Below are 18,675 nucleotides of genomic sequence, written 5' to 3'. Positions count from 1 at the left end.
ACGCTGCACGCTGGCCGCGCGCCCCAGCCGCAGAGGCTACGCCGCCGGACGCCGTGCGCGCAGGGGGGGCTCGCGTGGGCGTGGAGGTCAACCCCGCTCACTTACGGGGAGTTGAATGAAGAATCAACGCGTCCGAAGTGAAACCGTGGAACCGGCGGGGCGTAGTGACGCGTAGCCGATGGGCTCAGCGCGGTCGAGAGGCCGGCGAGACCCGACGGGCTCCAGCGTGCGGGCGCGCCATTCGGGCGAGGCGCGCGGTGGGCTCGGTGATCGCGACGAAGACGAGCGTGGAGGATCAGATGACGATCGACATGGGCAAGACGTTGGCGTTGACGGCGGTGTCGGGCATGGTGGCGGGCCTCGCGGGCTGCGCCTCGGCGCCTCCGCCCGCGCCCGAGACGGGCGCCGCCCCCGCGGCCGACGCGCCTCCGGCCGCAGCGCCGGAGAACGCCGCGAAGGCGTGCTGTGCCGGCAAGAACGAGTGCAAGGGCAAGGGCGGCTGCAAGAGCGACAGCCACGCGTGCGCCGGCCAGAACGAGTGCAAGGGCAAGGGCGGCTGCAAGCCGGCCGACTGCTCGTCGTAGGTTCGGCGCGCCCGGCCCGGCGGAATCCGGCGGATCCACGCGGATCCGCCAGATCCGCTGGGCCGTCTGGCCATGCCACGCGGAACCGCCGGATCGGCTGGATCGTGAGGCGCCGCGGCGCACCCCTCCACCCCTGAGCAAGGCTCGCGGTGAACCATGGTGAACCTCGAACGGATGCGGCTGGGACTCCCCGACCTCGGCGTCGGCGTCGGGCTGCGCATCCCGCACTACCGGCACATCTTCGAGCACCGGCCCCGGGTCGACTGGTTCGAGATCATCAGCGAGAACTTCATGGTCGACGGCGGCATGCCGATCGCCAACCTCGAGCGCGTCCTCTCGAGCTACCGCCTCGTCCAGCACGGCGTCTCGCTGTCGATCGGCAGCACGGATCCGCTCGATTTCGACTACCTGCGCCGGCTGAAGGCGCTGCTGGCCAGGGTGGGCTCGCCCTGGGTGAGCGATCACCTGTGCTGGACGGGCGCGCACGGGATCAACCTGCACGACCTGCTCCCCTTGCCGTACACCGAAGAGGCCGTGCGGCACGTCGCGGCGCGGGCGCGGGTGGTGCAGGACTTCCTCGAGGTCCGGCTCGCGCTCGAGAACGTGTCGAGCTACCTGACCTTCACGGCCAGCCGGATGAGCGAGTGGGAGTTCCTCTCGGCGATCGCGGAGGAGGCCGACTGCGGCATCCTGCTCGACGTCAACAACGTCTACGTCTCCTCGTACAATCACGGCTTCGATCCGGAAGCCTACATCGATGGCGTGCCGCACCACCGGATCGTGCAGTTCCACCTCGCCGGCCACGCGCACCAGGGCGCGTACATCCTCGACACCCACAGCGATCACGTGGTCGACGCCGTGTGGGCGCTCTACCGGCGCGCCGTCGCCCGCGCCGGCGACGTCTCGACGCTGATCGAGTGGGACGACGACATCCCCTCGTTCGATGTCCTCGCCGCCGAGGCGGAGAAGGCGCGGGCGATCCGGCAGGAGGTGGCGCGTGCGCGCGCCGCCTGACCCCGCGCCCCCGGCCGGCCTCGCCGCCCTGATGCGCCAGCTCACCCGCATGTTCACGGCGGGCGCGCCGCTCCCGGGCGACGCCGAGCTCGCCGGCCTGTGCCGCGAGCACGTCGCCGGGAGCGAGCGGCTCGCGCCCGCCGAGCAGGCCGACATCTACCGTCGGCAGTTCTGGCTGCGGCACAGGGACGCGCTCCGCGAGGACTACCCCGCGCTGGCGCACGTCCTCGGCGACGACGGCTTCGACGCGTTCGCGAGGGCCTACCTGGCGGCGCACCCGCCCGCGAGCTTCACGCTGCGCGACCTCGGGCGATACGTCGCCGATTTCGCGGGCGCGCACGAGGGGTTCCCCCCTGCCCTGCGGGATCTCGCGCGCGACGTGGCGCGGTACGAGCACGCCCTCGTCGATCTGTTCGACGGCGCCTCGCCCCCTCCGCTCGATCCGGCGAAGGTGACGGGCATGCCGGCGGACGGCTGGTCCACCGCCACGATCGTCCTTCACCCGCTGCTCGCGCTGGTGCGGCTCGGCCACCCGGCGCACGTCCTCCGGAGCGAGCTCAAGCAGGGCCGGTCGCCCGCGCTGCCCGCGCCCCGCCCCGTCCACCTCGCCGTGTTCCGCGGCGCGGACCTCACGATCCGCTTCGAGGAGCTCGAGCCGCCGGCGTTCGCCCTCCTCGAGGCGCTCGGGCGGGGCGTACCGCTCGTCCCGGCGTGTGAGGAGGTGGTGGCCGGAGCCCACGGAGCGGAGGCCTCCAGCGAGGCGCCGGGCGGCGGCGAGTTGACGGGCGCGGCGCTGGCCGAGCGCGTCGGCGTGTGGTTCCAGCGATGGACGAGCTGGGGGCTCATCGTCGACGTCGTGCCGGGCGCCCGCGCTGAAGGCGGCTAAGATGGCGCGGTGACCACCATCGTCCAGCGCACGCTCGAGATCCGCACGAACGGCCGGGGTTTCGTCGATATCACGCGCGAGGTCGCGCGCGTCGTCGCCGACGCGGGCGTCGACGTCGGGCTCTGCGCCGTGTTCCTGCAGCACACGTCCGCGAGCCTCATCCTCCAGGAAAACGCGGATCCGGCCGTCCTCCGCGACCTGGAGCGCTGGATGTCCCGCCTCGCCCCGGAGAGCCGCGAGTACGAGCACGACGACGAGGGCCCCGACGACATGCCGGGGCACCTCAGGAGCGCCGTCACCCGCTCGAGCGAGGTGATCCCGATCTCCGGCGGCCGCCTCGCGCTCGGGACCTGGCAAGCCCTGTATGTCTGGGAGCACCGTAGTTCTCCCCACGCGCGCCGCGTGGTAGTGACCGTGACCGGCACCACAGCCGGGGGTTGAGTGGTATACTTTGCGGCGTTCGCGTACGGACGAGCAGTGGACGAGTGCTGGATGAGCGCTGCATGAGCACTGGATGAGCTCGGCGCCCCTCGGGGGTTGCTTGCCCGCCGCATAAGGCAGGGCCTGCCCGGTCGCCAGCGCGCCACGCGATCCCCTCACCTTTCAGCGGAATCAGCGGGAAGAGAGCGATGAGCCTTCAGACGACGTTCATGGGAATCTTCGACACTGCCCGGATCTGCTTTCCGACCGTGGTGGACGCGATGATCGGGCGTGTGACCCTCGAGCGCTGCGATGAGCGGCTGGACTGGTGGGCGCGCAAGGTGCTCGAGGACGCGGACGTGGATCTGGTGGTGCGCGGGCGCGAGCACGCCTCGGGCACACGGCCGTTCGTCGTGATGTCGAACCACCAGAGCCTCTTCGACATCCCGGTGGTGTTCCGCGCGATCCCCGGCCGGCTCCGGATGATCGCCAAGAAGGAGCTGTTCAACGTGCCGATCTTCGGCCAGGCGATGAAGGCGGCGGGGTTCATCCGGATCAACCGGAGCGATCATGTCCAGGCCAGCGCGAGCCTGCAGGTCGGCGCGTCCATGCTGCAGGACGGGACCCGGGTCTGGATCGCGCCGGAGGGGACGCGGAGCAAGACCGGCGCGCTCCTCCCGTTCAAGAGCGGCGGCTTCCGGATGGCGATCGAGACGAACACGCCCATCCTCCCGGTGGCGATCGACGGCACGCGGCACGTGCTCCGGGCCAAGGATTTCGTTGTGCAGGAGCACCACCGGGTGGTGGTCACGATCATGCCGCCGATCGATCCTGCGCCCTACGGCGCCGGGGGCCGCAACCGGCTGATGCGCGACGTGAGGGCGGCGATCGCAGGGGCGCTCGGCCACGATCCTGGGCTGATCCACCGCGGCGCGGGCGTGGCGACGTCGGCGGCGTAAGACGCCGGCCGGTCAGCTCGGAATCACTCCGCCCGCCGCTCGGATGCCTGCTCGCCTCGCTGGGCGGCGCTCTCCGGGGCCTCCGCCTGGGAGCGGTGCTCCTCCGGCGGAGACGGCCGGAGCGCCCAGGGGCTGTGCGCCGGCGCCGCCTCGCCGGCCGGAAGGTGCTCCGCCGTGAGCCAGCTCCAGAAGGCCTCGGCCCAGCGCGCGCCGCCCACCTCGTTCGGGTGGATCTTGTCCTTCTGCCGCGGGAGGGGGCCCGGCACCAGCGCGTCGGAGTCGAAGAAGCGGCACGGCGCCGAGTTCGTCCGGATCACATCGATGATGCCGGTGTCCTTGCGCCAGAGCGGCGGCGACACCCACACGCACGGGCGACCGCCGATCGCCTTGACGATGCGGCGAATCGCGCCGGCGTGGGCAGGCGGGTTGACGTTCTCCACCTCGTTGGCGCCCAGGCTGATGATCACGAGGTCCGGCTGGTAGTTCGCGACCAGGAGCTCCATCCTGGAAGCCCACGTCACCGTGTACGAGCTGGTCTCGGCCTTCACCGCGTAGCGCACGCGGTGCTCCTGCATCCGCGGGCGGAGCGCCTGCGCGAAGCCCGCCACCGCGAACGAGTCGCCGACGTGGAGGACCGCCGTGTTGGGCGGAACCTCGAACGCGGGCGGCGCGGCGGCCGTCGGCGCGGCAGCGGCCTCGGCCGGCGTGGAGGCCCCGGGCGGGCGGGCGGCGGCCGGCGCTGACGCCTCGGGCGCCGCGGGCGCCGGCACGGCCTCGGGGGATGGCGGGGGCGCCGGTGCGGCGCCGCAGGCCATGCCCGCCGCGGCGACCCCGGCGAGCGCCCATCTCCTGACCCAGATCTCCCTGCCCATGCTCGCTCCCGACGCCGCGCGCGGCCTGGAAGAAGGGGCGCGGCGCGTCCTCTGGCGCTCCACGCGCGCCGCGCTCCTGCCTGGCCGCACGCAACACCGCGCACTCTACGGCCGGCCGCGTCCGCACGGCAATCATTGAGCGAACGGCCCGCACGGCTTATTACATGCGCATGAGCTTCCGTCTGTTTGGAGTCTCGGTCGACGTCCAGCTCTGGTTCTGGCTCTCCGCCGCCCTGCTCGGGTACGGGATCCTGGCCAGTCAGCAGTACCAGCTGTTCCTCGTCTGGATCCTCGTGGTCTTCCTGTCGGTCCTGATGCACGAGTTCGGCCACGCGCTCGCCATCAAGCGGTACCGGATCGAGCCGGAGATCACGCTCCACTTCATGGGCGGGACCACGACCTGGCGCTCGCTCCTGCCCCTCGGGCGGCTCCAGCACGTGCTGATCAGCCTGGCAGGCCCCTTCGCCGGCTTCCTCGTCGCCGGGGTCCTTCACCTCGTGCTCAGCTATGTTCCGGCGCTCTACGCCCTCCCGACCCTGGTGCTGAGCGGGATGGAGATGCTCATCAAGGTCAACGTGTGGTGGGGTCTCCTCAACCTGATCCCCGTGCTCCCGTTCGACGGCGGCCACGTCCTCGAGCACGCGCTCGGCCCGAAGCGGGCCCGGCTGACGGCGGCCATCTCGGGCATCACCGCCGTGCTCCTCGCCATCTTCTTCCTGAGGGCGGGGTTCTTCTTCTTCTCCTTCATCCTCGTCATGTCCGCGTTCCAGAGCCTGCAGCGGTTCCGCAGCGAGCCGGCGGCGCCGTCGCCCTCCATGAACCGCCGGCGAGCGGAGTTTCAGGAGGAGCCGATGCCGCCCGAGACGGCCGTCCTGCTCCAGCGGGCGCGCCGGGCCGTGGAGGACGAGCGGACGGGCGAGGCGATGGCGCTCTCGGCGGAGGTGCTCGCGCAGTCGCCGGCGCCGCCGAAGCGCGCGCTCCGGGAGGCGCACGAGCTCATCGGCTGGTCGCACCTGCTCCTCGGCGACGCGAAGCGCGCGGGGGAAGCGCTCGCGCAGGCGCGCAAGCAGGGCGAGCCGGACCCGGCGCTGGTCGGGGCGGTGCACCTCGCGCTCGGGGAGCTGAAGCAAGCGCGGAAGGTGCTCGAGGCGGCCCGGGAGGCCGGCGACGACCGGAAGGAGGTCGCGGGCCCGCTGATCCGGGTGCTCGTGGAGCAGGGCGAGGTGGCGCGGGCCGCGGCCGTGGCGCTGGACATCGTGGAGCAGCTCTCGGAGGACGACGCGCGGAGGATGGCGGAGATCGCGTTCGAGCGCGGCGCGTTCGACTGGTCGGCGCGGCTCTACGAGGCGATCTTCCGCCGCGTGGGCCTCGGCCAGGACGCGTACGACGCGGCGCGCGCGAGCGCCAAGGACGGGAACCTCGAGGGGGCGCTCGAGCTGCTCCGGCGCGCGGTGGAGGCCGGGTTCTCGGATCGGGCGCGGGCGTGGTCGGACTCGGCGCTCGAGGCGCTCCGGGGCTCGGCGCTCGAGGCGGTGCTGCCACGCCCGTGACCGGCTAGGCTGCGCCGCGTGCGCATCCAGGTGCCTTTCCTTCGCGTGGGGCCGATCGAGGTCCCTCCCCCCGCCTACCAGTCCGAGGGAGCCGTCGGGCTCGATCTCTGCGCGGCCATCGAGGCGCCGGTGACGCTCGCGCCCGGGGAGCGGAAGCTCGTGCCCACGGGCTACGCGGTCGCCCTCCCCGACGGCCACGAGGGGCAGGTGCGGCCGCGCTCGGGGCTCGCGCTGCACCACGGCGTCACCGTGCTGAACAGCCCCGGGACGATCGATCCGGACTACCGCGGGGAGATCAAGGTCGTCCTGATCAACCTCGGCGCAGCGCCGTTCACGGTGCACCGCGGCGATCGGATCGCCCAGCTCGTGATCTGCCCGGTCACCCTCGCCGACGTGGTCCTGGTCCCCGCGCTCGCGCCGACGGCGCGCGGCGCGGGCGGCTACGGATCGACCGGCGTGCGGCGCGAGGAGCCGTAGCTCCGCCGGCGAGGGATCCGGAGGGGGATTTCAACGCAAAGTCGCAAAGACGCAAAGTCGCAAAGAAGAAGAAATTTCATGCAGATTCATGCGGAATTTTATGCAGGTTTGCGTCTTTGCGCCTTTGCGACTTTGCGTTGAAATCTCTCCTTGCTCGCATGCGGCGCGAGGGCGTGCACCTCCAGGTACGGCCCAGGGACCAGCAGGGCGCCTAGTGCGATCTCCGCCGCGGTGAGCCGTGGGACGAGCTAGCGGTCTGACGAGAACAGCCGGAACACCGCGATCCCGATGCCCAGGACCACGAGGCCCACCGCGACGTGGAAGAGCCCGATGGGGCCCACGCCGATACGCTGGCCGCCGAAGAGCAGCGAGGCGGCCGCGAGATCGAGGAGGGTGATGACGACGCCCGCGCCGGCGAGCCGCACCGGCAACGCGAACATCGCCATGAGCTCCCCGGTGCTCAGGCTGGGGCGCGCGGGCGCGCGCTCCATCATCGGGGGCGGCATCCTCGACGGCGCATAGGACGGCCGCGCGAAGGGCGCGGGCGCGGGAGGAGACCAGTCCAGCGCGAGCGGCACGACCGGCTCGGTGGGGAGGCTGTGCGGCGGCAAGCGGCCGCCGCCGCGCTCCGGCAGGTGGAGCTCCCGGGCCGTCGCCTCCGCGAACGCCGCCGGCGCCGCGAGGGCGGTGCCCTGGAGGAGATCCTGCGACCGCGTCGATCCCGGTGACGAGGGCGATGCGGGCAACACCGAGGAGCGGCCGCGGGCGGCGGCCGGCGTGTGGCTCCGGCTGGGCACCGCGATCGGCGGAGCGCTCCGCGGCAGCCCGAGCGCCTGCTCGACCTCGTCCCAGAACGCCCCGATGTCCCGGAAGCGCTCGCGCGGATCCACGGCCAGCGCCCGCCGGAAGGCGGCCTCCAGCGCGTCGGGCACGAAGATGCCCTCGCTCCTCGGGGTGGGGCGGCGCTTCTCGTCGAGCACCGTGCCCATCATCGCCACGTGATCCCCGCCGATGATCTCGCGGCCCGCGAGCGCCTCGACGACGGTCACGGCGAGCCCCCAGACGTCGGTCCAGGGGCCCGTCTTGCCGAAGCGCTTCGGCGCCCACTGCTCGGGCGCCCCGTAGGCGGGCGTGAACGCCGTCGAGAGGCCGCCCGACGTGGTGGCGGTCTGGCCGGCCATGACCGTCGCGGCGTCGCGGGCGCGGGCGATGCCGAAGTCGAGGATCTTGACGACCTCCGCGCCGTGGATCTGGGCGAGGAAGATGTTCGCCGGCTTGAGATCGCGGTGCACCACGCACGTGGGGCCGCTCGGCCCGGGGAAGTGGTGCGCCGCCTCGAGCGCGCGCGCGACCGGCGCGAGCAGCCGGATCACCTCCCCCGGCGCGAGCAGCGGCGCTCCCATCGCCGCGCGGGAGGCGATGTGGCTCGCGAGCGTGCGGCCCTCGAGCCACTCCAGCGCGATGAACGGCACGAAGGCGCCGGTCGCGGTCGAGATCACGTCGTGGTGCAGCGGCCTGACGACGGCAGGGATCGCGGCCGACAGGCGGAACAGCAGTTCCGCCTCCTCACGAAATTTTTCAAGAAACTGCACGCGCAGCTGCTCGGGCAGCGTCGCCGGGACCTTGAGGCACTTCAGCGCGACCGGCGCTCGAAACGCCTCGTGGTACGCCCGATAGACGACGCCGAACCCCCCCTCGGCGACGACCCGCTCTACCTTGAACGCCCCCTGGGTCGTGCCGACGATCCCGAACACATCATCGGCCATCCGCCGGAGGGTACACGAGCTCGACGAGGCTTCGGAAGGGCGCGGATGAACGGGCGATGCACGGACCGTGCTCGCACCCCCGCCCACCCGCCCAGGTCCCGAGGCGCGCCACCCGCCCCGGCGCCACCTCACCCCCGGCGCCACCGACCGTCCGCCCGGGCCACACTCGGTGGTCCGTTTTACGCCGCATCGCGCTAGGCTGGCGCCCATGCCGCCGCGTCGCCGCGAGGTCGATCGACCTCTTCGCAAAGAAGTTCGCCTGCTTGGACGCCTGCTCGGGGAAGTGTTGATCGAGCAGGAGGGAGAAGAGCTCTTCGCCATCGAGGAGCGCATCCGCACGCTCGCCATCCGCCGGCGGCGCGGCCCCAACGACGGCCGCGCGCACGCGGCCGCGGAGCTCAGCAAGCTGCTCGCGGAGCTGCCCCACGATCGCCTGGAGCCCGTCATCCGCGCGTTCACCGTCTACTTCCGGCTCGTCAACCTCGCGGAGCAGCACCACCGCATCCGCCGCGCGCGCGCGTACGCGACGGATCCCGGCGCGCGGCCGCAGCGCGGCTCTCTCGAGGCCGCGATGCACACGCTCAAGAAGGCCGGCGTGCCCGCGGAGCGCGTGCGGGCCGCGCTCAGGACGCTCGACGTCACGCTCACCTTCACCGCGCACCCGACCGAGGCGGCGCGGCGCACCGTTCTCGAGAAGCTCTACCGCATCGCGAAGAACCTCGAGCAGCACGATCGCTGCCAGCTGACGCCCGACGAGTCGGCGAGCAAGCTCGCCGAGATCCGCGAGGAGATCACCGCGCTCTGGCAGACCGACGAGGTGCGCCGCGATCGCCCCACCGTCGGCGACGAGGTGAAGAACGTCGCCTGGTACATCGAGGAGATCCTCTGGGATCTGCTCCCCGATCTGCCCGCGGCGATCGGGCGCGCGTTCGAGGCCGCGTACGGCGAGCCGCTGGACGCCGAGATCGTGCCGCTCCGGATCCACTCGTGGGTCGGCGCCGACATGGACGGCAACCCGTTCGTCGTGCCCGCCGTGCTCGAGGACGCGCTGTTCGCCTACCGCATCCGCGGGCTGCGGCGGCTCATCCGGGCGGCGCGCGACCTCGGCGGCGCGCTGTCGCAGTCGGTCCGGCACGTCACGCCGCCGCCCTGGCTGCTCGCCTCGATCGAGGAGGACGCCGCGGCGATGCCCGAGGTGTCCGCGCACTTCGGCCCGCGCACCGAGGGCGAGCCGTGGCGCCGCAAGCTGCACTTCATCGAGGCGCGCCTCACCGCGACGCTCGAGCACGCGGAGAACGGCCGCGCGGAGGCGCGCGCGCGCTCCGGGCAGGGCCCCACGCGCGAGGGGCGCGCCTTCGTGCGCCCGGAGGAGCCGACGCTCGCGATCCCCTACCGCGAGCCCGCGGAGCTCGAGCGCGATCTCGCGGTCGTCGCCGACAGCCTGCGCGCCGCGCGCTGCGCGAGCTCCGGCGAGCGGCGCGCCCGCGGGCTGCTCTCGCAGGTGCGCGCGCTCGGGTTCGCGCTCGCGGAGCTCGAGATGCGCGCGCCGGCCGAGGACGCGCGCGCTTCTGCCGCCTGCCTAGCGGAGGGCCGGGTCGAGCCGGCGCAGATGACGCCCGAGGCGCGCCGCGTGTTCGAGGCGCTCCAGCGCATCGCCGCGGCGCAGCGCGACGGCGGCGAGTCGTCCTGCCGCACCCTCATCCTGTCGATGACCCAGAGCGAGCACGACGTGCTCGCCGCGCTCGCGAGCGCGAAGGCCGCCGGGCTGTGGGACGAGGCGCGCTCGTGCGCGCGGATCGACGTCGTGCCGCTGTTCGAGTCGCTCGGCGCGCTGAACGACAGCGCGAGAATCCTGCGCGCGCTGCTCGCGCACCCGGAGTATCGACCGCACGTCCTCGCCCGCGGCGTGCAGGAGGTGATGATCGGCTACAGCGACTCCGGCAAGGAGGTCGGCCTGCTCGCGGCGAGCGCGGCGCTCCGGCGCGTGCAGGAGACGCTGCCGAAGATCGCCGCGGAGGCGGAGCTGCCGCTCCGCGTCTTCCACGGCCGCGGCGAGTCGGTGGCGCGCGGCGGCGGACCGGCCCACCAGGCGCTGCTCGCCCTGCCGGCCGGCAGCGTCGGCGGCCGCTACAAGGCGACCGAGCAGGGAGAGGCGCTCGACCACAAGTACGCGCGCCCCGAGCTCGCGATGCGCACGCTGGAGATCATGCTGAGCGGCGTGCTCCTGCACACGCTGGGCGCGCAGCCGCGGCCGCCCGCCGCGTCCGAGCTGCGCTTCGCCGCGGCGTTCGACGAGCTCGCCGAGACGGGCCGGCGCGCCTACCGCGCGCTCGTCTGGGAGGAGCCCAAGTTCGTGGAGTTCTTCACGGCCGTGACCCCGATCGACGAGATCGCGCGCCTGCCGCTCGGCTCGCGCCCGAGCAAGCGGCGCGCGGGCGGCCTGGAGTCGCTGCGCGCGATCCCGTGGGTCTTCGCGTGGACCCAGAACCGGGCCATCCTCCCGGGGTGGTACGGCGTCGGCAGCGGCCTGGAGGCGATGGGCCAGCGCCCCGAGGGCGCGGAGCTGCTGAAGGAGATGATGGCGTCGTGGCCGTTCTTCCGGGCGGTCATCGACAACGTCGAGATGGTGCTCGCGAAGGCCGACATGACGATCTTCGCGGGCTACGCGGAGCTCGCGCCGGCCGCCGCGCGCAAGGCGGTCGCGCCGCGGATCATCGCGGAATACAAGCGGACGCGGTCGTGGCTCAAGCGGCTCACGGGCAACCGGCGGCTGCTCGAGGGCAACCCGACGCTCCAGCGGTCCATCTCGCTGCGCAATCCTTACGTCGACCCCCTTTCATTCCTGCAAGTCGAGCTCCTGCGGGCGAGCCGCGGCGGGGACACGGGGCGCGATCGCTCGCTCCTGCTCACGCTGAACGGCATCGCCGCCGGCATGCGCAACACGGGGTGAACGGCGCGCCCTCGGCGCGGCGCGCTCGCTCGACGCCGCGCGGCGCGGCGCGCTCGCTCGACGCCGCGCGGCGCTGTCGTCCAACGCCCGGCGTCGTCAAACAACGAGCGCGAACGCGTGACAATCGCTCAGCCAACCTCGTCGTCGCGTGGTAGAAGGCCGGCGCCATGACCAGCATCGTCGAGTTCGGACGTCCCGACACCCTCCCGGCATCGGACAAGCGCCTGCTGCTCGTCTTCGACGGCGGCAACGCCCCTGGCTACTCCTCGGTCGCCGTCGCGCTGACCGAGGAGGCGGCGCGGCGAGGCTACGAGGTGTGGGCCGCGACCGAGGGCTTCCGCTCCCTGACCGCCGACGCGCGCGCCCAGCCCCAGTTCGAGCGCCTCATCATGAGCCGCCGCCAGCGCTACGATCTGCTCGCGCAGGGCATCCCGGCGCGCTCGATGGGGCGGCGCGTGCTCGACGCGGGCAGCGATTTCCGCAGCGAGCGCTACTCCGGCTTCCTCGATCGCGAGAAGCGCAAGCAGGCCGCCGCGACCTTCAAGGCGCAGGGGTTCACACACCTCATCTGCGTCGGCGGCAACGGCACGTTCGAGGGCATCAAGGCGTGGCTCGACGAGTTCGAGGTGCGCCCGCAGGCCGGCTTCGTGAACGTCTCCATCGACAACGATCTGGAGGGCGATCGGGCGATCGGCTTCCTGTCCGGCGTGGAGACGGGCGCGACCATCGCGCGCGGGCTCTACGAGGACGCTTATACGCACAAGCGCATCTACATCCTCGAGATGATGGGCAACCGCAGCGGGCGGCACGCGCTGCACTGCGCGGTGGCTGCCCGGGCGCACCTCATCGTGCTCCCCTTCTTCCGCTTCCCGCAGGACGTGCTGAGCGAGCTCGCCGACGGCCTCAAGCGCGCCGACTACGCGCTCGTCGTCGTCGCCGAGGGCTACGAGGCCGAGCGCCGCCGCAAGGAGCACCCCGGCATGTCGGCGAGCGAGTTCCTGAAGAAGCAGCTCGAGGGCGCGGGGCTCCGCGACTCGCCGGACAAGCGCGTGATCGCGGAGCCGTTCAGCCGGTATATCCGCGGCATCCGCCCCGCCTTCCTCGACGTCTCGGCCGCCTTCCTCAAGGGGTCGCTGCTGCTCGCGGCGTTCGACGAGGGGCGCACCGAGGTGATGCCGTACGTGCTCGCCGCGAACGACGTCGGCGTGCTCGACTTCGCCTCGATACGCCGCGAGGACGGGGTGGAGCGGGCGTTCCTGCCGCTGCTCGACCGGCTCGACCTGAACCGCTTCAAGACCTGGATCCTCGACCACTTCATCAGCCTCGGGGCGGCCCGACCGAGCCGCGCGCCGTCGCACGTCGGATGAGCGCCGCGCCCGCGCGGGCCGGGTGAGCCCGCGCGCGGGGCAGGTGGACCGGCGGACCGCGCGCCGGATCGACGCGACGCCCTCGCAGGCTCACGCGACCGCTCGGGTCAGCGCGCCCGTGAGGTGCTCGCGCGCCCAGTCCTCGAAGCGCCGCCACCCGACCTCCGGGTAGGCGGCGCGGAGCGCCCCGAGGTCCACGCCGTGACCTTCGCGCGTGAGCCAGCGGAACATGGCCGCGAGGTCCTCGCTGCGCGCGCGCACCTCGGCGAGCGGCACCTCGGCGTAGCGGATCTCGCGGCCGGCCACGCGGGAAAGCGCCGACACGGCCTCGGCGCCGGTGAGCTCGTCGGACGCGAGCTCGATCCGGTGCCCGAGGAAGTCGCGCCGGCGCTCGAGCACGAGCGCCGCGAACCGCCCCACGTCGTCGGCCGCGATCTGCTGCAGCGGGCAGCCCGCCGGGAGCGGGGCGGCGTACACGCCGCGCCGGAGGCCGAGGCGCGCCGCGGGCGTGAGCAGGCTCTCCATCAGGCACACCGGGGCGAGGATCGTGCAAGGCACGCCGAGCGCTGTGATGTGCCGCTCGACGGTCGCCTTGCTCTCGAAATGGGGGACGCCCGTGCCCCGATCGGCGCTCGCGACCGAGGTGTACACGAGGTGCGCGCCGCCCGCGGCCCTCGCGCCCTCGGCGGCGGCGAGGCCGAGCCGCAGCTCCGCCTCGACGGCCGCGAGCCCGCCCTCGATCGGCGAGCCCATGGCGAAGACCGCGTCGACGCCGGCCGCCGCGCGCGCGATCGAGCGGGGCTCGTCGGCGCTGCCCTGGACGACCTCGACGCCGAGCTCGATGAGCCGCGCCGCGGTCGGATCGCCAGGCCTGGCGGAGAACGCCCGCACGCGGTGCCCGCGGGCGAGCAGGGCCCGCGCGACCGCCCCTCCCGGCGCCACCGTCGCCCCCGTCACGAGCGCCCGCATGGTCGCGCTATGGAGATCGGCGGCGCGCTTCGTAAGTCCCAGGGCGGGCCGCGCGAGCGAGGCGCCTGCTCGCCTGCTGGCGTCATGCGGCGCGGCGCCGCGCTCGCCTGCGCGATCAGGGCTGGCCGCTGATGACGGTCGCGATGGTGTAGGCAATCGCGGCGAGGACGGCCGAGGCGGGGATCGTGAAGATCCAGGCCCAGACGATGCGCCCGGCGACGCCCCAGCGGACCGCGGAGAGGCGCCCGCTCGTGGCGCCGACCCCGACGATCGCGCCCGTGATCGTGTGGGTCGTGCTCACGGGGATGCCGAGCGCCGTGGCGCTGAACAGCGTCGCCGCGCCGGCCGTCTCCGCCGCGAAGCCGCCCACCGGCTTCAGCTTCGTGATCTTCATCCCCATGGTCTTCACGATGCGCCAGCCGCCGGAGAGCGTGCCGAGGCCCATCGCCGCGTGGCAGACGAGCACGACCCAGAGCATCGGCTCCGGATCCTTGCTGCCCTCCTGGAGCCCCGCGGAGATGAGGAGCGCCGTGATGATGCCCATCGTCTTCTGGGCGTCGTTGCCGCCGTGCCCGAGCGAGTAGGCGGCCGCGGAGAGCAGCTGCAGCCGCCGGAACCGGGTGCTCACCTTCTTGGGCGTCCAGCCCCGCGCGAGCCACCGGATGGCGTGCATGAGCGAGAACCCGATGACCGCGCCGAGCAAGGGCGACACCAGGATGAACGCCGCCGTCTTGCCGAAGACCGTCGCGTCGAGCACCGACAGCCGCCCCGCGCTCTTCACCGCGGCCCCGGCGAACGCGCCCATGAGCGCGTGCGACGACGACGACGGCAGCCCCCACCACCACGTGAGCAGGTTCCAGATGATCGCGCCGAGCAGGCCGCCCAGGATGACGTTCGGCGTGATGAACCCCGGCTCGACGCCCTTCGCGATGTTCCGCGCCACCGTGGGCTCGAACAGCGCGAACGCGATGAAATTGAAGGCGGCCGCCCAGAGCACCGCGGTGCGCGGCGACAGGACGCGCGTCGAGACGACCGTGGCGATCGAGTTCGCGGCGTCGTGAAAGCCGTTGATGTAATCAAACACCAGCGCGATGATGAGGATGGCGAGGATGTAGGTCGTCATGCGTGCTCGAGCACGATGCCCTCGATGATGTTCGCGACGTCCTCGCAGCGGTCGGTCGCGTGCTCCAAGAGGTCATAGATGTCACGCCACTTCATCACGAGGAGCGGGTCGTTCCCCTTCTTGAAGAGCGCCGCCAACCCGTTGCGGTAGTGCGCATCCGCCGCGTTCTCGATCTTGTTGATCTCGACGCAGAGCCCGAGGAGGTTCGGCTGTTTCTTCAGGTCCCTGAGGGACTGGATGGCGGAGCTCATGACGGTGCACGCGTCGACGACATCCTGCGCGAGCAGCCGCGCGTCCGGCAGGGCGCTGGTGATCTCGAAGAGCACGAGCCTCACGCTCGCCGCCTCGATGCAGTCGAGCACGTCGTCGAGGCGGGTGATGAGCGCGTGGATCTCCTCGCGGTCGAGCGGCGTGATCCACGTCTGGTGGAGGGCGGCCAGGCACTCGTGGGTGATCTTGTCGGCCTCGTCCTCGAGGTCGGAGATCCGCTGCACCAGGGCCGGGGCGTCGTCGAGCCGGTCGAGCATCTCCAGGAGGAGCTCGCTCGCTGCGACGCTCTTTCGCGCATGGTTGGCCAGCGCGTCGAAGAAGACTGCGTCACGGGTCAATCCCATGGGGCCGGGCGTTTACCCGTCTCCCCGCATCACGTCAACGAGTCGTCATGGAACGGACAAAACCAGGTAACGTAAGGATCTTCGCCCACGTCGCGCGCGGCGTGAGCCCGGCACGCTGGTGACATGGGTATACGAAGCAAGCTCATCGCGTTCGCGGTGGGGATCGCGATCCTCGCGGCGCTGGTGTTCGACGGCTATGTCCTGAAGACGCTCGGGGCAGAGCTCTCGGCGCACACGGAGGACGACCTGGCGACGCGGACGGCGCTCGTCACCGAGGTCGCCGCGAGGTCACGAGACCTCGCGGCCGAGGCGCCCGCCCTCGCGACGGCGCTGTCGAAGCTCGCAGGAGGGCGCGTCACGTTCATCGATCCGCAGGGCGCGGTGCGGGGCGACTCGTCGGTCGCGCCGGAGGGGCTCGGTCAGCTCGACACGCACGCGACGCGCGACGAGGTCGCCGACGCGCGGCACCAGGGCACGGGGCGCAGCGAGCGCGTGAGCAAGACGACGCGGATGCGGATGCTCTACGCCGCGCAGCGGCTCGATCGCCCGGACGGGCCGTGGGTGGTGCGGGTCGCGTTCGAGCCGGTCGCGATCGACCGCAGCCTGTCCGCCGCCCGCACGCGCGTTGTGGAGGGCACCCTCCTGGCCCTCGCGCTCGCCGTCGCCGCGGCGCTCGCCGGGGCGCGCGCCCTCTCCGGGCGGCTCGTCTACCTGACGGGCGTCGCGCGGGAGATGCGGGCCGACCTCGGCCGGCGCGCGCGCATGCAGGGGCACGACGAGATCGCCACGCTGGGCGGCGCGCTGGACGACCTCGCCGAGAGCCTGGAGCTGTCGCGGCGCGAGCTCGGGGGCGAGGGAGAGCGCTTCGGCGCGGTGCTCGAGTCGATGCGCGAGGGCGTGCTCGTCACGGACGAGAAGGGCGACATCACGCTGGTCAACCCGGCGCTCTCGCAGCTGCTCGGCATCCGCAGGGACCCGGTCGGTCGCCCGCCGCTCGAGGTGCTGCGCTCGTCGAGCCTGCACGAGCTGCTCGAGGAGGTCGCGCTCGCGCGCGCGGCGGCGACGCGCGAGATCGAGATCGCGCCCGCGGCGCCAGGCGTGGCCGGGCCTCCGGGGCGCCGGATCCTGCTCGTGAACGCCGCGCCGCTCGCGCTGCCGGCGCAGAGCCGCGGGGCGGCGGGGGTCGTCGCCGTCTTCTTCGACGTGACGGAGCTCCGGCGCATCGAGGGCCTGCAGCGCAACTTCATCGCCAACGCGTCGCACGAGCTGCGCACGCCGGTCGCGTCGATCCGCGCGAGCAGCGAGACGCTGCTCGGCGGCGCGCTCGACGACCCGGAGGCGGCGCGCGATTTCGTCGAGGTGATCGAGCGGAACGCGACCCGGCTGCACCGGCTCGTGGACGATCTGCTCGACCTGTCGCGCATCGAGGGCGGCGAGAGGCCGCTCTCGCCGGGCACGCTCGACCTCTCGGTGCAGGCGGAGGCGGCGGTGGCGCTCCTGCGCGGGCGCGCGATGGAGAGGGACACCGACGTGAAGATCGACGTGGCGCCGGGCACGCTCGTCGCGGCGGATCCGCGCGCGCTGGACCAGATCTTGACCAACCTCGTCGACAACGCGATCCATCACACGCCGAACGGCTCGCACGTGGTGGTGCGCGCGCGGGCCGCGAACGGGCGCGTCGTCCTGGAGGTCGAGGACGACGGTCCGGGCATCCCTGCGGTGCACCAGGCCCGCGTCTTCGATCGGTTCTACCGGGTGGATCCGGGCCGCTCCCGCGCGTCGGGCGGCACCGGGCTCGGCCTGTCCATCGCGAAGCACCTCGTCGAGGCGATGAGCGGCGACATCACGGTGACGACCGGCGCGGCCGGCGGCGCGCTCTTCCGGATCACGCTGCCGAGCGCGCCGGCCGGCGCCCAGAAGAAGTAGGCCCGGCGGCGCTGGAGCCGGCCTCGCCGAGGCGGGGCGGGAGCTACGGCGCGCAGGCGGTGCGGCAGGAGTCGAACGAGCCCTGGCACGCCGCCGGATCGGCGAGCGCGGGCAGGCCGCCGTCCGCGGGGAACTTCGGCGTCAGGCAGGTCTGGAGGATCGACTGGCACTTCGCGGCGCACGCCGCGAGCTTGGTCGAGAGCGCCCCCGCGTCGGCCGTGGTGGTGGTGCCGCCGTCCTTCGGCGCGCCCGCGTCCACCGGCGCGCCCGCGTCCGGCTTCGGGGTCGCCGGGGCGGCTGGGGTCGGGGCGGCGGTCGTGGTCGCTGGAGGCGCTGCCGGGGTCGGCGTCGCGGCCGGCACGGGGCCGGTCGCAGCGGGCGGCGGCGCCGTCGCGGTCGGCGCGGTGACGGCGCCCGGCGCCGGGGCGACCTCCTCCGGCTCGTCGCTGGATTTGCATGCCGCGATCAGCAGCGCTGGCGAGGCGATCATCACGGCGAAGGCGGCGAGGAGCTTGTGAGCGCGCATGGGTGCTTCATGCTGCGCCTCCGCCGGGAACGCAACCCTTGCGCGCGTAGCCCGCGAGGCGCCGTGACGATGCGAGGCCCGAGAGGCGAGGCCTCGCGCGGGCAGGCAGAGAGGTCTCCGGCGGGAGGCTCGCTCTGGGCAGGAGGGCTATTCCGTCCTGAAGATCACGTGGAAGCCATAGCGGGTCTCCACGACGTCGCTGAGCTGCTGGACATCGAGCTCGAACGCCGCATCGGCGAAGGGCGGCAGGACGTCGGCGCGCTCCACGGTGCCGAGCGAGCCGCCGCGCGACGCCGCGCCGGCCTCCTCGCTGTACTGCGCGACCACCTCGCCGAAGTCGGCGCCGCCGCGGATCTTGTCGCGCGCCTCCATCGCGCGCAGGCACGCCTCCTCGCGAGTGCGCGTCGTGCCCTCGGCGCGATCGGCGCCGGCATGGCGGACGAGGATGTGCTTCACGCCGATCCGCGGCGGCTCGTCGGGGCGGGCCTGCCGCGGTGCGCTGGCGGCCGCGAGGCACGCCGCGGCGCTCGAGGCGCTCTCCTCGGCAGGGGCGGCGCTGTGCGGAGGGGCGTGCGGCGCCGGCTGAGGCGCGCTGCACGCGGCGGCGAGCGCCGCGCCGAGGAAGGTGAGGAAGCCGAGGGGAGCGGATCGCTCGATCGGGCGCATCGACCG

Annotated in this window: 16 protein-coding genes and 1 pseudogene; 10 read left to right on the top strand and 7 right to left on the bottom strand. The window is 73.0% G+C overall.

Translation table 11 applies throughout. The features are described 5' to 3' along the window. Window positions 1-257: 257 nt before the first annotated feature. The 5 genes from WME97_RS19020 to WME97_RS19000 all read left to right on the top strand — a co-directional run bounded on the left by WME97_RS19020 (window position 258) and on the right by WME97_RS19000 (window position 3,863). On the top strand, window positions 258-584 hold the full coding sequence (locus tag WME97_RS19020) for a hypothetical protein (protein ID WP_437553623.1): 327 nt from the start codon (window positions 258-260) through the stop codon (window positions 582-584). A gap of 156 nt (window positions 585-740) precedes the next feature. After that, the gene (gene bufB, locus WME97_RS19015) at window positions 741-1,598 is read left to right on the top strand and encodes an MNIO family bufferin maturase (protein ID WP_437553621.1); all 858 of its coding nucleotides are present in this window, start codon (window positions 741-743) and stop codon (window positions 1,596-1,598) included. Then, window positions 1,582-2,484 carry an HvfC/BufC family peptide modification chaperone gene (locus WME97_RS19010; RefSeq protein WP_437553619.1) on the top strand — a complete coding sequence of 301 codons (903 nt, stop codon included), beginning with the start codon at window positions 1,582-1,584 and terminating at the stop codon, window positions 2,482-2,484. Before bufB ends, WME97_RS19010 begins: the two co-directional genes overlap by 17 nt. 9 nt (window positions 2,485-2,493) lie before the next feature. Continuing rightward, window positions 2,494-2,925, top strand: coding sequence for a secondary thiamine-phosphate synthase enzyme YjbQ (locus WME97_RS19005; RefSeq protein WP_437553617.1), 432 nt, complete (start codon window positions 2,494-2,496; stop codon window positions 2,923-2,925). A gap of 188 nt (window positions 2,926-3,113) precedes the next feature. Then, a complete protein-coding gene (locus WME97_RS19000) occupies window positions 3,114-3,863 on the top strand; it encodes a lysophospholipid acyltransferase family protein (protein WP_437553615.1) in 750 nt (249 codons plus the stop codon). Between the two features lie 23 nt (window positions 3,864-3,886). On the opposite strand, the gene WME97_RS18995 is transcribed toward WME97_RS19000, so the two are convergent. Beyond that, window positions 3,887-4,735 carry an SGNH/GDSL hydrolase family protein gene (locus WME97_RS18995; RefSeq protein WP_437553613.1) on the bottom strand — a complete coding sequence of 283 codons (849 nt, stop codon included), beginning with the start codon at window positions 4,733-4,735 and terminating at the stop codon, window positions 3,887-3,889. A 170-nt stretch (window positions 4,736-4,905) separates the two neighbouring features. Between WME97_RS18995 and WME97_RS18990 the strand changes: the two genes are divergently transcribed. Together WME97_RS18990 and dut are read left to right on the top strand one after the other, a co-directional pair. Further along, the gene (locus tag WME97_RS18990) at window positions 4,906-6,285 is read left to right on the top strand and encodes a M50 family metallopeptidase (protein WP_437553612.1); all 1,380 of its coding nucleotides are present in this window, start codon (window positions 4,906-4,908) and stop codon (window positions 6,283-6,285) included. 18 nt (window positions 6,286-6,303) lie between these two features. Beyond that, window positions 6,304-6,762, top strand: coding sequence for a dUTP diphosphatase (gene dut, locus WME97_RS18985; protein WP_437553610.1), 459 nt, complete (start codon window positions 6,304-6,306; stop codon window positions 6,760-6,762). 884 nt (window positions 6,763-7,646) lie between these two features. Here dut and WME97_RS18980 read toward each other — a convergent pair. Continuing rightward, window positions 7,647-8,528, bottom strand: a pseudogene (locus WME97_RS18980) (serine/threonine-protein kinase); the annotation flags it as partial. Window positions 8,529-8,736: 208 nt separating this feature from the next. On the opposite strand from WME97_RS18980, the gene WME97_RS18975 reads away from it, so the two are divergent. Next, on the top strand, window positions 8,737-11,478 hold the full coding sequence (locus tag WME97_RS18975; RefSeq protein ID WP_437553608.1) for a phosphoenolpyruvate carboxylase: 2,742 nt from the start codon (window positions 8,737-8,739) through the stop codon (window positions 11,476-11,478). A 167-nt stretch (window positions 11,479-11,645) separates the two neighbouring features. Further along, on the top strand, window positions 11,646-12,845 hold the full coding sequence (locus WME97_RS18970; RefSeq protein WP_437553606.1) for a 6-phosphofructokinase: 1,200 nt from the start codon (window positions 11,646-11,648) through the stop codon (window positions 12,843-12,845). Between the two features lie 90 nt (window positions 12,846-12,935). On the opposite strand, the gene WME97_RS18965 is transcribed toward WME97_RS18970, so the two are convergent. From WME97_RS18965 to WME97_RS18955, 3 genes are all read right to left on the bottom strand, one after another. Continuing rightward, window positions 12,936-13,814: an NmrA family NAD(P)-binding protein gene (locus tag WME97_RS18965; RefSeq protein ID WP_437553604.1), complete on the bottom strand. Its 879-nt coding sequence runs from the start codon at window positions 13,812-13,814 to the stop codon at window positions 12,936-12,938. Between the two features lie 115 nt (window positions 13,815-13,929). Continuing rightward, window positions 13,930-14,937, bottom strand: a complete 1,008-nt coding sequence (locus WME97_RS18960) for an anion permease (protein WP_437553602.1) — start codon at window positions 14,935-14,937, stop codon at window positions 13,930-13,932. Further along, window positions 14,934-15,551: a DUF47 domain-containing protein gene (locus tag WME97_RS18955; RefSeq protein ID WP_437553600.1), complete on the bottom strand. Its 618-nt coding sequence runs from the start codon at window positions 15,549-15,551 to the stop codon at window positions 14,934-14,936. Before WME97_RS18955 ends, WME97_RS18960 begins: the two co-directional genes overlap by 4 nt. Window positions 15,552-15,674: 123 nt before the next feature. On the opposite strand from WME97_RS18955, the gene WME97_RS18950 reads away from it, so the two are divergent. After that, window positions 15,675-17,477, top strand: coding sequence for an ATP-binding protein (locus WME97_RS18950; protein ID WP_437553598.1), 1,803 nt, complete (start codon window positions 15,675-15,677; stop codon window positions 17,475-17,477). A 43-nt stretch (window positions 17,478-17,520) separates the two neighbouring features. Here the strand turns inward: WME97_RS18950 and WME97_RS18945 are convergent, their stop codons facing one another. Continuing rightward, complete coding sequence (locus tag WME97_RS18945; RefSeq protein ID WP_437553596.1) at window positions 17,521-18,003, bottom strand: hypothetical protein; 483 nt, start codon at window positions 18,001-18,003, stop codon at window positions 17,521-17,523. Between the two features lie 147 nt (window positions 18,004-18,150). Further along, window positions 18,151-18,669 carry a peptidylprolyl isomerase gene (locus WME97_RS18940; protein WP_437553595.1) on the bottom strand — a complete coding sequence of 173 codons (519 nt, stop codon included), beginning with the start codon at window positions 18,667-18,669 and terminating at the stop codon, window positions 18,151-18,153. Window positions 18,670-18,675 lie beyond the last annotated feature (6 nt).

Origin of the sequence: Sorangium sp. So ce367, assembly GCF_051520455.1 — a bacterium.
GTDB lineage: Bacteria > Myxococcota_A > Polyangia > Polyangiales > Polyangiaceae > Sorangium > Sorangium cellulosum_B.
This window is presented reverse-complemented; position numbering and strand designations above follow the sequence as displayed.